The sequence below is a fragment of the Veillonella sp. genome (assembly GCF_018381775.1).
Lineage (GTDB): Bacteria > Bacillota > Negativicutes > Veillonellales > Veillonellaceae > Veillonella.
The window spans coordinates 138,825-154,630 of sequence record NZ_JAGZRH010000003.1; the positions used below are offsets into that span (position 1 = coordinate 138,825).

Below are 15,806 nucleotides of genomic sequence, written 5' to 3' on the forward strand. Positions count from 1 at the left end.
ACCCCCTTATTATGCATTAGCCAAAATAGCTAAAGCCTGTTCTTCATCCACCTTCATTTGATCAATAAGATCTTGTAAGTTATTAAATTTAACTTCGCCTCTAATATAGGAAATAAATTGTACAAGAACTGTTTTTCCATATATATCTTGGTCAAAGTTAAACAGATGTACTTCGCATCTATGGTACTGATTTTTAAAGGTAGGATTATCCCCAATATTACCTACCCCATCATACCAAATGCCATCAATACACACGCGATTAGCATACACTCCATCTGGAGGTGTAGCCATTTCATTAGGAAGTAATAAATTTAATGTAGGAAACCCTAATGTACGTCCTCGTTGATCACCTTTAATAACAGTCCCTTTAAATTGAAATGGTCTTCCTAGCCAAGCAGTAGCATCTTCTAATCGCCCTTCTCGAATCGCTTTTCTGATTTCAGTACTTGAAATAGGTGTACTAAGACCATCACAAGGCAATAAAGGCTGTACTAGGACTTGTATATGCTTATCAGCTAATGCTTGTTTCATATATGTAGGATTACCTAATCCTTTTGCACCGAATGTAAAATTCTCACCTATTACGATGGCTTGAACATTCATATCCGTACAAAGAGCATCTAAAAATTCATCAGCACTCATTTGAAGTAGTTCTTCATTCATAGGTAATCGCAAAATATAATCTACATTCAAATCATCAAGAACGGTATCCATAACCTCTTCTTGAATAACCCTCTTCGGAACACGTTCTGGATGTAGAATTGTCAACGGATGATGTTCAAAGGTAATGATAATGCTAACACCATTAACTAATGCAGCTTCTTCAACAGCCTTCCGTATAACTCGTTGATGACCTCGATGAATGCCATCAAAGGTACCTAGGGCATATACTTTTGTATCTTTGATTTGACGTAGTTCATCAAACGAATGTAATTGCTTCATACTTATCCTTCAATAAAAATATTTTTTTCCACCTTTAATGTGTGGTTTGTTCGTTTCATAATACCAATGAATCCATGAGGACCATAGGCTCTATAATAATTCTCTGGCTCGGTAAAAGAAAATTCGCTATCAATAGGCAATTCCTTACCTTGAACCATCATCTTTAATTGTACACTATTTACCGTCACTTTTGAAAGATGAGAAACGGCTGTATCCGTTGGTAACAATAGGATTTCACCATGAAGCATCAACTCTTCAGCCATTTTAGCGGCACCAATATCAAATGGTCCTACTTGGGTACGTGCCAAAGATGTCATGGTTCCTGGTATACCTAGTGAAACACAGATATCACGTAATAATGAACGAATATAGGTGCCTCCAGAACAAGTTACACGAACTGTAAAATAAGGAAATCCATAGGCTATCAGCTCAATATGTTTTATATGAATTTGACGTAATGGCAATTCTACAGTAATCCCTTTACGAGCATATTCATAAGCACGGATACCATTTATCTTAATAGCAGAATATTTTGATGGTCTTTGATCTTGCACACCAGTAAAGGTATTCAATGTATTAACTAATTCATCAAAGGTTGGTTTTATCATAGTATCAGAAAGTTCTGAACTTTGAATCGATTCATTCAATAAAACACCATCTCTCAATGCCATAGCTTTATCAGGCAATACCGGTTGTCCAGAGCTATCTTCAGTATCTGTAAAAGTACCGAATTTACATTCTGCTACATAAGTTTTATCGAATCCATCCGTGTACTCGATGAGGCGCGTAGCCTTACCAAGAAATACTGGCAATACACCATAAGCCATAGGATCTAAAGTACCACTATGTCCTATGCGCTTCTCGTTTAAAATGCGGCGACAAATGGCAACAGCATCATGGCTTGTTATTCCAGGAGGTTTTAAAAATGGTAAAACGCCATCCATTATTTAATCACCTCAATAAGAGCTTGTTTTGCTTCCTGTAATGGTAAATTAATGGTACAACCGGAAGCTCGAATATGTCCGCCACCGCCAAAATTGCTAGCTATAGCATTCACGTCAGTTCCTTTAGAACGCAAGCTTACCCGCGTTCTATCATCAGCTTCAGCTTTTAATAAAATAGCTATATCAACAGTATCAACGTTTCTAATAATATCTACAAAACCATCCGTATCATCCCCAAGAATTGTCATGGCTTCACGATTCAACTCGATTGTAGCCACGGTGTTATTCTTGTAAAACTCGATAGTTTGCATAACTTGTTTTGTTAATTCAAGACGACTGGCAGACACAGCTTCAATCGTTTCAGAAATAACATTAGGTCTAGCACCAGCTGCTACACATTTTGCAGCCATTTCTAAAGTATTGGCTGTGGTATTACTGAACTTAAAGAAGCCACAGTCTGTAGCAATAGCCATATATAATGCAGTGCCCATAGACTCAGTGATAGGCCAATTCCATTTTGTACATAAATAGGTAATAATTTCACCAGTAGCAGCAAAATTAGGCTTTAAATATAGATGATCCGCAAACTCCGTATTAGAAATATGGTGGTCTATATTAAAAATAGGTGCACTCCATAGTGCACCTACTTTGCCAATTCGCTCATACGTGCTAGCATCCAATACCATTAGCATATCAATATCAACAGGATTTGTTTCAAAATACGCTACATCATGGATGTGGTCCGTATATCGTAAGAATGAGTACTTTTCAGGAACTACATCATCCACTACCATATATACAGTTTTACCTTGCCCTACAAGGGATTCGTAAAAGGCCACCATGGACCCGATAGCATCACCATCGGGTCTAACATGGACGGTTAGCATAATAGAATTAGCTTCACACAGAGCCACATGTAATTGATTAATAGTAATCTTACTCATGTTCTCTATCCTTTGTGTTAATTTTTTTCTTCGTCCTTTTTGATTTCATTCAAAAGGGATTCAATATGCATGCTATAGTCTAAAGACGTATCCTTATCAAATGTGATAGAAGGAATATGCCGCAACTTAAGTACTTTGCCAAGCTCAGTACGAATATGGCCTGCTGCATGCTTTAAAGCGATAAGAGTATCTTCTTTTTCCTTATCGGAACCAAACAAGGAAACGTAAATTGTAGCCTCTCGTAAATCACCGGTTACATGAACATCGGTAATAGTAGTAAAGCCGATGCGAGGATCTTTCAATCCACGCATCAACATTTGACTTACCTCTTGTTTGATGAATTCTTGTAATTTTCTGACACGAACGTCACTCATATAAACCTCCTATATTTGAGGTGCAACTTCTTCCATCAAGTACGCTTCAATTACGTCGCCTTCCTTGATGTCGCGGTAACCTTCTAAGGAGATACCACATTCGAAGGATGTTTTAACTTCTTTTACTTCGTCTTTGAATCGACGTAAAGAGTCAACCTTACCTTCAAATACAACAATACCATCACGGATCAAACGTACTTCAGAATCGTTAGTAATACGACCTTCTGTTACATAAGAACCGGCAACGATAGCTTTAGGTGTAGAAATAACTTGACGTACCTCTGCACGACCAACGACAACCTCTTTGAATTGAGGAGCCAACATACCACGCATCGCGGACTCAACGTCATTAATAGCATCGTAGATTACGCGATATGTACGAAGGTCAACTTTTTCATTTTCTGCAGCGCGACGTACATTTGCATCAGGACGTACATTGAAGCCCATAACGATGGCATTAGATGCAGAAGCCAACATGATATCGGATTCATTAATAGCACCTACTGCAGCATGAACGATAACGATACGTACTTCAGGATTTTTAATACCTTCCAATGATTGACGCAATGCTTCTACAGAGCCTTGAACGTCTGCTTTAATGATGATATTAAGATCTTTTAACTCACCTTGTTGAATTTGATTGAAGATATCATCCAATGTAACTTTATGAGTAGCTTGCAATTCTTGAACGCGTTGTTTAGCAATACGTTTTTCTGCGATTGCACGTGCTTCGTTATCATCCATACCATTGATAATTTCACCAGCTTGTGGAACTTCTGAGAAGCCCAAGATTTCTACTGGCATAGAAGGACGAGCTACTTTTACCTTTTCACCGCGTTCATTTGTCATGGCACGTACTTTACCATAAGCAGTACCAGCAAGTACAGTGTCACCTACACGAAGGGAACCTTTTTGTACTAATACGGTACATACAGCACCACGACCTTTATCAAGTTGAGCCTCGATAACTACGCCGTAAGCTTTACGGTTAGGGTTCGCTTTTAATTCCATAACTTCTGCTACGAGCAAGATATTTTCGAGCAAGTCGTCGATACCTTGTTTTTGTTTAGCAGAAACTGGAACCATGATTACATCGCCGCCCCATTCTTCTGGTAAAAGGCCATGTTCAGACAATTGTTGTTTAACATGGTCTGGGTTAGCACCTGGTTTATCCATTTTGTTGATAGCAACAATAATTGGTACATCTGCAGATTTAGCATGGTTTATGGCTTCAATAGTTTGAGGCATTACGCCATCATCAGCAGCTACAACAAGAACTGCGATATCTGTAGATTTAGCACCGCGTAGACGCATAGCTGTAAACGCTTCATGGCCAGGAGTATCAAGGAATGTAATTTTATTGTCGTTATAACGAACTTGGTAAGCACCGATATGTTGAGTGATGCCACCTGCTTCGCCAGCTGTTACATTAGTTTGACGAATTACGTCCAACAAGGATGTTTTACCGTGGTCAACGTGACCCATGATAGTAACAACCGGAGGACGAGGTTTTAATGTTTCTGGTGCATCTTCAATTTCGATAATATCAGTAGGATCTTCTTCAGGTTCTACTTCTGTTACAGTTACACCAAATTCTTCAGCTACGATTGTAGCAGTATCAACGTCAACCTCTTGGTTAATGCTAGCCATAACACCTAAAAGCATCAACTTTTTGATGATTTCAGATACTTCGCGGCCCATTTTTTCAGCTAGTTCTTTAACTGTTAAAGGCCCGGATAATTCGATTTCTGTAGCAATCGCTGCTTCAGCCTTACGTTCAGCCTCAGCTTTTTGTTGTAAGTACTGTTCATTACGATGTTTTACGCGATTCTTTTTCTTTTGCATAGATGTAGATAACAAGGATTGAGGACGGTTGTTACCACCTTTTTTATTTTTCTTGTTACGACGATCATTGTTATTAGAATTGCGGTTATCATTGTTTCGATTGTCGTTATTGCGATTATCATTATTACGCGCATCATTAGGACGACCATTGTTATTGCGATTGTCATTATTGCGATTATTATTGTTAGGGCGGTTGTTAGCGCGGTCACCAGATTGTTGGTTACCTTCGGATTTACGTGTAGGTTCAGAGATTTGTACATGACGTACATTGCCCTTTTTATGGTCATTTTGTTTAGATTGATCGTCTTGTTTTTGACCACCTTGTTTACGATTATCCTTTTTCTGTTCGTTAGAACGATTTGGATTTTGTTGTTTATGTGGCGCAGCTTCTTGTTTATGAGCTGCAGTTGGAGCAGATTTTTGTTCTACTTTTTGTTCTGTTTTCTGTGCTACTTTAGGTGCTTCAGATTTCTTACTCAATTGTTTTTTTACAATTTCATAACCGGAATCATCTACAGAATTCACTGCTTTCGTAACATTAATATTATGTTGTTGCAAGATAGAAATGACCTGCTTACTTTCTACGCCGAACTCTTTGGCGATTTCATGGACGCGCTTTTTGGACATCTACATACCCCCTTATTATCGATCAATCTCTTTTACTATTGCCTTTGCAAACCCATCATCTAGTACGGCGACTACTACCCTAACTTCTTTACCAATGGCAGTTCCTAACGCCTCTTTATTGGCAATACTATGAAGTGGAATATGATGTGTTTCTGCTAATTGAGTATATTTCTTTTCATTGTTGGCTGCACAGTCACCAGCGAGAAGTACCAATTTTGGTTCCTTTCTCTTTATAGCCTTTTCTACGATAAAATCACCAGAAATAACTTTGCCTGCTCGTTGTGCTAAACCTAAGAGATTCAAAATTTTATCTTCATTCATGTATATCAGTGATTACTCATGCTCTTGTAAATCACGTTGTAACGCTTCGTATATCTCTTTCGATACACTATGCTTTAATGACCGTTCTAATCGTTTTGCCTTATAGGCTTGTTCAAAGCACAACATGGATTCACATAGATAGGCTCCACGTCCTGGTGCTTTACCAGTGCGATCAATACTGATGTTACCGTCTGGGCTCAAGGCTACACGAATCAATTCACGTTTTACCTTTGGCTCACCACATCCTACACAGGTGCGCATAGGTTGGGATTTCGGTTTCATGACTATTCTCCATCCTCAGCATTACCAAAACCTGCAAAAGGTTCTTCAGCTGCTTGAGTTTCACTCTTAATATCGATTTTCCAGTTAGTTAATTTGGCTGCTAATCGAGCATTTTGACCTGCTTTACCAATTGCTAAGGATAATTGATAATCAGGAACTACAACGTAAGAGGATTTTTCTTCTTCACTTACATCAACAGATACAACCTTTGCTGGACTCAAAGAGTTTGCGATATAAATTGCTGGATCTTCATCCCATTTAACGATATCAATCTTTTCATCATGTAACTCATCAACGATATGTTGTACACGTTGGCCTTTAGGACCTACGCAAGCACCTACTGGGTCAACATTTTCATCGCGGCTATAAACAGCAATCTTAGAACGCATACCTGGCTCACGAGCTACGGATTTAAGCTCTACCACACCTTCATAAATTTCTGGTACCTCTAATTCAAAGAGGCGTTTTAATAAACCAGGATGTGTGCGGGAAATCATGATTTGAGGCCCTTTCGTAGTTTTCTTAACCTCTACGATATAGCATTTAATACGATCTCCTTCGCGATATGTTTCTGTAGCAATTTGCTCAGTAGGTGGCAAGATTGCTTCTGTTTTACCTAAATTGATAAATACATTTTTACCTTCAACACGTGTAATAACGCCAGTAATGATATCGCCTTCACGGCTATAGTATTCTTCATATACTACGCTGCGTTCAGCCTCTTTCAAACGTTGAATAAGCATTTGTTTTGCAGTATGGGCAGCACTACGGCCAAAGTTAGCTGGAGTAACATCGACTTCTACTACGTCGCCAACTTCAAAACGTTTGTCAATTTTGCGCGCTTCTAACAAGCTAATTTCTGTTTCTGGCAATTCCACAGTTTCTACTACTTGTTTTTTAGCCATTACTTTATAAACGCCTGTTTCACGGTCAATCACAACGTACGCATCTGGATTAGATGTAGGTTCTTTGCGATATGCTTGCAACAATGCAGCCTCTAAGGATTCAAAAATAACCTCAGGAGCAAAACCTTTTTGCTTTGTAAGCACCATTACCGCTTGAATTAATTCTTGACTCACTCGTATGCCTCCATATATTAAAAATCAAGATGTAATCGAATTTGTGCAATGGCAGACCGTTCGAATGTCATGCTTTCACCATTGATAGTAAAATCGATAGTTGTGTCTGTAAAACCTTCTAATACACCAGTAAATTGCTTACTGCCATTAATCGGTTTAAATAGTTGGATATCAACATCACGACCATTATAGCGAACCAAATCCTTATCCTTCTTAAGAACTCGATCTAGGCCTGGAGAAGATACTTCCAATAAATAGTTTTCCGTAATTGGATCTTTTTCGTCGAGCACAGCACTTAGTTTTTCGCTAACCAACTGACAGTCATCCAAATCTACACCACCTGGCTTGTCGAGATAGACACGTAAATACCAATCGCGTTCACGAACGTAATCTACATCGACTAGTTCCATTTCGGTGCCGGCTATAATACCTTCAACTACAGAGGATACAAATTCCTCTACTGCTTCTCTCTTCATAGCCATCGCCTCCTTCATTACTACATCTTGTATATATCTCTTGATTACAAACACCTTAAAATTAGGCTAATCATAAATGAAAGAGTGGACATAAGCCCACTCTTTTAAAAGATTTATATAAAAGTCATATATAGTATATCACATTTACTGTGTATATACAAATTCTACGCTTTCTTATGGGCTTTAACCAAACATTCCCACTTAGATTATTTCATATAATATAAAATAACTCAAAAAATAGCATAGTCACACTTTACAATTATTAGTCAACCCGCTCATTTAACCCTTTTAATATAGGACCTAGATGCTCACGAAGAACTGTGGTTAAATCAACTAAATTTTTAGCATCTAAATGATGGTCTATTTCAGGATAGTTTTTGTAACGAAGCTCTGCAAAGTACTCATCACGTAATTCGTTATAATATAGCAATAATCCAGTACATTCATCCATCTTACGATATTCACCGATAATAAAAGAACCATTAATCATCCGAATTCCGTGAGCTGGATCAACATCACATATAAAACCTTCCAATTCTTTTGGCATGACCTCTGAAAAATCCCATTCAGGTATTCCTCGGCGACGATACGTAAAGGTAAAGTTATTCGCTGGCTCGATTAACATATTAGTTAAACCTTTGACACATCGATCTTGTAACCCTTTCCAGAACGACTCTAAATCAGCCCGTACAAACGAAATATCCACAAAGGAAAATAAAGGCATCTCAATATGTACCGTATAATCCTCTACCTCTTTATCATATAAGGCACACCAACGCCAACCTAAGTCATTTTGATAATGGAAAATAGGTACCTTTAATACCTCTTCACCTGCTGTAAGGCGTTCAAGTAGCGCAGTGTAATCAGATTCATTGGATGCTACTAAGGTAAATCCCCCAATCTGCTGAGGCAACCATGAATAATCTAATGCTTTACAAGCTTCAATAATCGTTTCCATATAATGCCTCATATTTCTGTTGATACTGTAAAACAGCTTTTACATAGCTACGTGTTTCTGGAAATGGTATAGTATCAACCATGCCATTCCATTTATTCTCATTAAGCCAGGATTCAACATGGCCACGTCCCGCATTATACGCAGCTAACGCCTGCACCTCATCGCCATTAAATTCTTTTAATAAATGGCCTAGATACCATGTTCCTAACTCGATATTTGTTTCAGGCTCTTTTAGCTGACGATCTGTATAATTACCATGACCAACTTGTTGAGCAACCCAACGTGCTGTATCTGGCATGAGCTGCATCAATCCAAGAGCACCTGTTTCAGACTCAGCAGTATTCTTATATTTGCTTTCAGCTAAGATAACACTAGCCACCAAGGATGGTGGAACCTGTTCCTTCTCAGCTGCAGCCATCACTACATCTCTATAGTTAAAGGGGTACGCCACTTGACGCGCTAAAGGATCATCTAAATGAGCAAAATAAAACCACCCAAGTACGACGCAAGACAGCGCCGTTGCCGTTGCACGTTTCATAAATCCCCCTTTCTACATATAACTACTATAACATTTACCATAATCTAGCTATAACCAAATGCTAGGATACTATAATACTAAATTTCATGGGCTTATTATACCATTTAATACTATTTTTTATATACCAATTTTGACACATCTATTGTTATTATTGAGGTTTTTGTAAAAGCGGCTCTAGACGCTCACTCCAAATTGTATCTAATTTTGCGGTCAAAGACTGAGGCGTACCATTATTATCAATGATTAGATCTGCAAAAGATCGTTTATCGTCGAGTCGCATTTGACTATTGATGCGAGCCAAAGCATCCTCTTTGGTATATCCATTGCGACTCATTAAGCGATCTATCTGAGTAGGCTCATTTACATAAACAAGCCAAACCTCATCCATCATGGTATACCATTCCCCCTCTATGAGTAATGGAATATCATAGATTAAAATTGGTGTATTAACCGATTCATATTGAGATGTTAGTTCCAAAATACGATTGCGAATATGCGTTTTTAGACATCCATTTAACAATTGTCGTTTTTCTTCATTGTGAAAGACAATAGCGCCCAATGCTTCACGATTTAATGTACCGTCATCATGCAATACATTAGAACCAAAGGCATCCACAATTGCTTCTAAACCTTCAGTACCGGGCTCTACTACCTCACGAGCGACGATATCTGCATCGATATAAGGTATTCCTTTGTCCTTAAAATAGGTAAGGACTGTACTCTTGCCCGATGCAATACCACCAGTTAATCCTATTTTAAACATATATGCCTTCTATTTTTAATAAGCTAATATAAAAAAACTGTTATTTAACTAACGCCCAATTTTCCGCATGATGTACATCTACAATAAGAGGTACTTGTAACTCCACAACAGATTGCATAGTCGTACGTAATAATTCTTCTACTGCTTCTAATTCAGAATTCACCACTTCTAATACAAGTTCGTCATGTACCTGTAATAAAAGACGAGATGTAAAGTTTCCATCTTCTAGCTTTTTCTCGACTTGGTTCATAGCCAACTTGATAATATCTGCCGCAGTACCTTGAATTGGTGTATTCATTGCAGTACGTTCTGCAAAGGAGCGACGGTTAAAGTTACGGCTGTTAATATCAGGCAATTCACGTTGACGACCGAACATAGTGCGAACCTTACCAGTTTCATGAGCTTCTTGAACCATGCGATCCATATACTCTTTAACCTTCGGATAACGGCTAAAGTATAAATCAATATAGTTTTTAGCTTCCCCCCGTGTAATACCAAGGTCACGAGACAAGCCAAAATCAGAAATACCGTAAATGATACCGAAGTTAATCGCCTTCGCATGGGAACGCTCTTCACTCGTTACGTCCTCTTGAGATTTACCTAGTACCTCTGCCGCAGTAAAGCGATGAATATCCTTACCGTCAACAAAGGCTTTGATTAACGCTTCATCGCCAGATAGATGGGCTAAAATACGTAACTCAATTTGAGAATAATCGGCACTCACTAATGTGTCATACCCTGCACCAGGATAGAATAAGGCACGAATCTCACGGCCTTTTTCGGTACGAACAGGAATGTTTTGTAAGTTAGGATCAGAAGAACTTAAACGGCCTGTAGCTGTAACCATTTGATTAAAGGTAGTATGAATACGTTTAGTCTTATCATTAATAAGAACCGCCAATCCTTCACAATAGGTAGATACTAATTTTGCTACTGAACGGTATGCTAATATTTTCTCTACAATCGGACTTTCATGACGAAGCATATCAAGTACTTCTGCATCAGTAGAATAGCCAGTCTTAGTTTTCTTAATGATTGGTAAGTTCATCTTTTCAAACAAGATAACACCCAATTGTTTAGGCGAGTTAATGTTGAAAGTTTCCCCTGCGATATCGTAAATCTCTTGCTGTACTTGCGCTAGTTCCTCTTTAAAACGAGCCGTAGTTTCAGCTAATTTTTCTGTATCAATATAAATGCCATTTTTCTCCATTACTACTAAAGTATGAATCAATGGCAACTCAATTGTTTCATATAGAGACCAAAGCTCTTCACGGCGTGCAGATTCACAAGCTACTTCGTTCATAGCGAGTAAAGCTTTCACCATAGACACGCATTCTACATCTACGCTACCACTAGCAATGCTTGGCACAGAGAAACGTTCCGTTAAATATAGATAACCATAGTTAGTACGCGTAGGATCTAACAAGTACGCAAGAAGAGACATATCATGGACACGAGCGGTTTTATCATCGTTAAATAAAGAAATCTCAGCTGGCGCATCTTCACCAAAGGCTTCAATAATCTCTTTAGTTTGAGTAGTAACGATAGCATTTGCACCTTGTAAAACAGCTAATACAGCTTTAGTATCATCTGTTTTTACAATAGTATCACCATTAGATAAATACGCATTCGTAACTGTTCTAAATGGGGTTTTACCATCTAGCACAACATGTATTGCCACCGTTTTATCTGTATAGAAATCAGAGGTTAAAGCCTTAGCATCTGCTAAATCATCTAGAGAAATTTCCTCTTGTGGAGCAAATAAAGAACCAGGATCACCAAAATCAGCTTCCTCTCCGCCCATTACTTGTACGATACGAGGCGTTAATTTAGTAAATCCCAAGGTTTCGAATAAAGGCTGTACCTCAGAGGTATGGAAATTTTGTACAAAATCTTCAACCTTGTAAGATAAGTCCATATCTGTCTTAATGGTTGCCAATTCACGAGATAAAAATGCTAAGTCTTTATTTTCTACGAGTCGCTCTTTTAATTTCTTACCGGAAATATCTTCGATATGGTCATATACAGACTCAAGATCACCGTATTCTGTAATCAATTTAAGAGCCGTTTTTTCTCCTACACCTGGTACACCTGGAATATTATCAGAGGAATCACCCATAAGGGCTTTCATTTCGATAACCTTATCAGGACCATAGCCATAGAGTTCTTCCATGTTATCAAGAGTAACCTCTAACATATCAGAAATACCTTTTTTAGTTAAGAACACGTGACTATGCTCTGTAACGAGCTGGAGATTATCGCGGTCACCAGTAATAATTTGAACAGCCATCTCTGATGTACCAAATTTCTTACTTAAAGATCCTAGAATATCGTCCCCTTCAAAGCCTTCTTCTTCAATAACACAAATACCTAAAGCTTTTAATACATCTTGAATAAGACTAAACTGTGGACGTAAATCCTCTGGTGCATCTGGACGATTGCCTTTATATTCGCTGTACATTTCAGTACGGAAAGTCTGACGACCTTTATCAAAAGCTACTGCAATATAATCAGGATTAATTTCTTCATACAATTTGATGAGCATTGTTAAAAAACCATACACCGCATTCGTTGGAGTCCCCAAAGCAGACTTCAACGGTGGTAATGCAAAAAATGCACGGAATAACAAACTACTGCCATCTATAATCATTAATTTTTTCATAATACACCTCGCTTAATTCTATCCTTTATTATAACATAAGGGAGCTAAGTAACTTTTAAAATCAAAATAAATAACTAATTACAACACTAGCAAATATATTAATAATCTTGATTTCATAAAACAGACTTATATGCTATAGTTAAATAACAATAGAAAATGTTTTATACTTCATATTAACAAGGAAAATATTGGGCTGAAAAGTCCTTGCGTATCAATATGTGGTATGATATAATCATTCAGGTATAAGAAACGATTTTTAAGGAGGTGACTCAATTGCCAAACATTAAATCCAGTATTAGAAGCGTAAAAACGGATGCTGAACGTCGTGCGAAAAACGCCGCTGTAAAATCTCAAATCCGTACAGCAAGTCGTAAAACCGTAGAAGCTGTTCAAGCAGGCGCAGTAGAAGAAGCAAAACAAGCACTTGTTCATGCTACTAGCGTAATTGATAAAGCAGCCTCCAAAGGTGTACTTCATAAAAACACTGCAGCTCGCAAAAAATCCAACCTTGCAGCTAAAGTAAACGCTTTATAATTTTAAAAGCAAGTAAGACAGTCTCTCGGATTTCCGTTGAGGCTGTTTTTTTATGCCCTTTTTTATATAATGATTGTTTCGTTTTTTATACAGTTATATTTTATTACGCCCTATGGGCAGATTAGAGGACTATTACTATGAGAACACTATTATTAATGCGTGGTGCTCCTGCTAGTGGTAAGTCTCAGTGGATTCGTGACAACAATCTTGAGGCTTACACCTTAGAAGCCGATCATTTCCGTATGCTATTACGCAGCCCTTCCCTTGGTGAAAACGGCTGGTATATTTCACAAGAGGATAATGGTCCGGCCTGGGAACTCCTATTAGATTGCTTAGAGAAACGAATGAGCAATGGCGACTTTGTCGTTTTAGATGCTACCCACACTACATCTAAAGCTGTTAATGCATATAAAGAATTGCTTAACAAATATAAATATACTGTATATTACTACGAACCAGATACCTCATTAGAAGAATGTTTAGCTCGTAATGCTACACGAACAGATTACAAACGAGTACCTGAGCAAGTTATACAACGCATGCACAAGATGATTAAAACAACTACATTACCAAAATTTTGTAGGAAAATAAATTCTATCGATGAAATCAACAATTACTTTACTGTAAATTTAACGAATCGATATGAACGAGTGCGTGTCATCGGTGATATTCACGGCTGTTACACGGCATTACAACAAGCTATCACTCCATGGGATGAAAAAACACTGTATATCTTTTGTGGCGACTATTTGGAGCGCGGTATTGAAAATAAAGAAATGATGTACGAAATGATGCGTCTTAGTACATTGCCTAATACGATTATGTTGGAAGGTAATCACGAACGACATATTGCAAACTTTGCATTCAATTCAAACTTAGATCATTCCAAACGATTTATGAAAGAAGTAGTGGCACCTATCGTAAAAGATATGACGAAAAAAGATGTAGAATCACTTCAACGAGAATTACGCCTCTTTTATAAATCACTTCGTCAATGCTATCCTTTCAGCTTTCATGGCAAAAAATATTTAGTATCCCATGCTGGTCTTTCCTATGTACCTAACATGACCTTTATAGCTACCTCTACCTTTATAAATGGTTTTGGAGCTTACGAAACAGATATTGCTAAAATATATGATACAAATTATGAAAAAGGAATGTGTCAGGACTTTATTCAAATTCATGGTCATCGCGGTGTTCCGGATGGTAAATGTTCCTTCTGCTTAGAAGGAGAAGTAGAGTTTGGTGGAGAACTCAAATACATTGATATTACTGCAGATGCTTTTACTAAAAATGGTATTAAAAATGATGTGTACGATAAAGAGTACATGCGCCATGAATACCAAAACATGACACAACATGTCATTTTCACGCAAAATGAAGATATTAATATTTTAGGTAATTCTAAATTAGTAAAAGTAAAAAAATGCTCCCCTAACCTATATTCCTTGAACTTTACCTCACGTGTATTCCACAAACGATTATGGAATGAAAATACAGTACAGGCTCGAGGGTTATTTGTTGATCGTATGACAGGAGATGTGAAATTACGTAGTTATAATAAATTCTTTAATCTCAATGAACGACCAGAAACTGAGTTAAATAATTTAGCTAATACTCTCTCCTTCCCTGTAGAAATTCGAACTAAAGAAAATGGATACCTCGCTATTCTTGGTGTTATTAATGATGAGTTAGTCTTTGCTTCTAAATCTACTACAGAAGGTATGCACGTAGATCTGTTTAAAAATTTATTCCAAAAACTACCTACAAGCTTACAAGAAGAAATCAAAGAGTTATTAAAACGTAATAGCTGTTCTATGATGTTTGAAGTCATTAGTCAAGAAGATACACATATTATAAAATATGACCAAGACCATCTTTATGTACTTGATATGATTCAAAATACGTTAGATGTAAATGGCAAGCATATTGATGTATCTTTCTCTAGGGAGCGACTAGCAGAACTAGATTCCATCCTTAAAAAGTATGACACTCAGTTAATATCTATTGTAAAAACAATTCAACAAGTTAATACAATGGACGAACTGAATAGCATCATAAATAAGGAACTTAATTCACATCATGAGTCTGAAGGATTTGTACTAGTTGATAGCAATGGCTTTATGACAAAATTTAAAGGTCCTTATTATAATACTTGGAAGCACCGACGTAACCGGATTCTAGAACCATATCAACAAAATGGTAAAATTCCTTACGAAAACTGTAAAAACGAAGATGATAGAAAATTTGCAGATTTCTTGAGTACACTAGAATATGATGTAGTTTGTAAATCCACCTTACTAAATATAAAAGAAATGATGGAGCGTAAAGGCTTGCTATAATTAAATAAGAAATATACTTCTATAAAGTAAAAAAACGATCAACTTATGATGTACATAAGTTGGTCGTTCTTTATGATGTAACTAACTATTTTAAAGATACTACCAGTTAAAACTATTTATTTTTAACTGGTAGTATCTCATATATAGCATATTATTTTGTTATTTTGAAATTATA

At 37.3% G+C, this 15,806-nt stretch carries 15 protein-coding genes; 2 read left to right on the top strand and 13 right to left on the bottom strand.

The window, feature by feature from the left end; translation table 11 throughout:
- Positions 1 to 9: 9 nt before the first annotated feature.
- The 13 genes from ribF to polA all read right to left on the bottom strand — a co-directional run bounded on the left by ribF (position 10) and on the right by polA (position 12,755).
- Positions 10 to 942 (bottom strand): riboflavin biosynthesis protein RibF, encoded by a 933-nt coding sequence (gene ribF, locus KH109_RS03080; RefSeq protein ID WP_295215619.1) that lies wholly within the window; start codon positions 940 to 942, stop codon positions 10 to 12.
- Between the two features lie 2 nt (positions 943 to 944).
- A complete protein-coding gene (locus KH109_RS03085) occupies positions 945 to 1,886 on the bottom strand; it encodes a tRNA pseudouridine(55) synthase TruB (RefSeq protein WP_295215622.1) in 942 nt (313 codons plus the stop codon).
- The gene (locus KH109_RS03090) at positions 1,886 to 2,830 is read right to left on the bottom strand and encodes a bifunctional oligoribonuclease/PAP phosphatase NrnA (RefSeq protein ID WP_213467776.1); all 945 of its coding nucleotides are present in this window, start codon (positions 2,828 to 2,830) and stop codon (positions 1,886 to 1,888) included. Before KH109_RS03090 ends, KH109_RS03085 begins: the two co-directional genes overlap by 1 nt.
- A gap of 17 nt (positions 2,831 to 2,847) precedes the next feature.
- Entirely contained in the window at positions 2,848 to 3,204 is a 357-nt protein-coding gene (gene rbfA / locus KH109_RS03095) for a 30S ribosome-binding factor RbfA (protein ID WP_005386857.1), read from the bottom strand.
- A 9-nt stretch (positions 3,205 to 3,213) separates the two neighbouring features.
- Complete coding sequence (gene infB, locus KH109_RS03100; RefSeq protein WP_295215626.1) at positions 3,214 to 5,676, bottom strand: translation initiation factor IF-2; 2,463 nt, start codon at positions 5,674 to 5,676, stop codon at positions 3,214 to 3,216.
- A gap of 15 nt (positions 5,677 to 5,691) precedes the next feature.
- Positions 5,692 to 5,997: a ribosomal L7Ae/L30e/S12e/Gadd45 family protein gene (locus KH109_RS03105; protein WP_295215628.1), complete on the bottom strand. Its 306-nt coding sequence runs from the start codon at positions 5,995 to 5,997 to the stop codon at positions 5,692 to 5,694.
- Between the two features lie 12 nt (positions 5,998 to 6,009).
- Positions 6,010 to 6,279: a YlxR family protein gene (locus KH109_RS03110; protein WP_295215631.1), complete on the bottom strand. Its 270-nt coding sequence runs from the start codon at positions 6,277 to 6,279 to the stop codon at positions 6,010 to 6,012.
- A gap of 2 nt (positions 6,280 to 6,281) precedes the next feature.
- Complete coding sequence (nusA, locus tag KH109_RS03115) at positions 6,282 to 7,358, bottom strand: transcription termination factor NusA (protein ID WP_178885094.1); 1,077 nt, start codon at positions 7,356 to 7,358, stop codon at positions 6,282 to 6,284.
- A 17-nt stretch (positions 7,359 to 7,375) separates the two neighbouring features.
- Positions 7,376 to 7,834 (bottom strand): ribosome maturation factor RimP, encoded by a 459-nt coding sequence (gene rimP, locus KH109_RS03120; RefSeq protein WP_039969229.1) that lies wholly within the window; start codon positions 7,832 to 7,834, stop codon positions 7,376 to 7,378.
- 262 nt (positions 7,835 to 8,096) lie between these two features.
- The gene (locus KH109_RS03125) at positions 8,097 to 8,792 is read right to left on the bottom strand and encodes a hypothetical protein (RefSeq protein WP_295215635.1); all 696 of its coding nucleotides are present in this window, start codon (positions 8,790 to 8,792) and stop codon (positions 8,097 to 8,099) included.
- Positions 8,776 to 9,330 (bottom strand): lytic transglycosylase domain-containing protein, encoded by a 555-nt coding sequence (locus KH109_RS03130; protein WP_105085506.1) that lies wholly within the window; start codon positions 9,328 to 9,330, stop codon positions 8,776 to 8,778. The genes KH109_RS03125 and KH109_RS03130 overlap by 17 nt, the downstream gene beginning before the upstream one ends.
- A gap of 148 nt (positions 9,331 to 9,478) precedes the next feature.
- The gene (gene coaE, locus KH109_RS03135) at positions 9,479 to 10,093 is read right to left on the bottom strand and encodes a dephospho-CoA kinase (RefSeq protein WP_295215637.1); all 615 of its coding nucleotides are present in this window, start codon (positions 10,091 to 10,093) and stop codon (positions 9,479 to 9,481) included.
- A gap of 40 nt (positions 10,094 to 10,133) precedes the next feature.
- On the bottom strand, positions 10,134 to 12,755 hold the full coding sequence (gene polA / locus KH109_RS03140) for a DNA polymerase I (RefSeq protein ID WP_295215640.1): 2,622 nt from the start codon (positions 12,753 to 12,755) through the stop codon (positions 10,134 to 10,136).
- Positions 12,756 to 13,028: 273 nt separating this feature from the next.
- Between polA and rpsT the strand changes: the two genes are divergently transcribed.
- Both rpsT and KH109_RS03150 read left to right on the top strand, forming a co-directional pair.
- Positions 13,029 to 13,289 carry a 30S ribosomal protein S20 gene (gene rpsT / locus KH109_RS03145; protein ID WP_009351773.1) on the top strand — a complete coding sequence of 87 codons (261 nt, stop codon included), beginning with the start codon at positions 13,029 to 13,031 and terminating at the stop codon, positions 13,287 to 13,289.
- A 137-nt stretch (positions 13,290 to 13,426) separates the two neighbouring features.
- On the top strand, positions 13,427 to 15,631 hold the full coding sequence (locus KH109_RS03150) for an RNA ligase (RefSeq protein WP_178885103.1): 2,205 nt from the start codon (positions 13,427 to 13,429) through the stop codon (positions 15,629 to 15,631).
- Positions 15,632 to 15,806 lie beyond the last annotated feature (175 nt).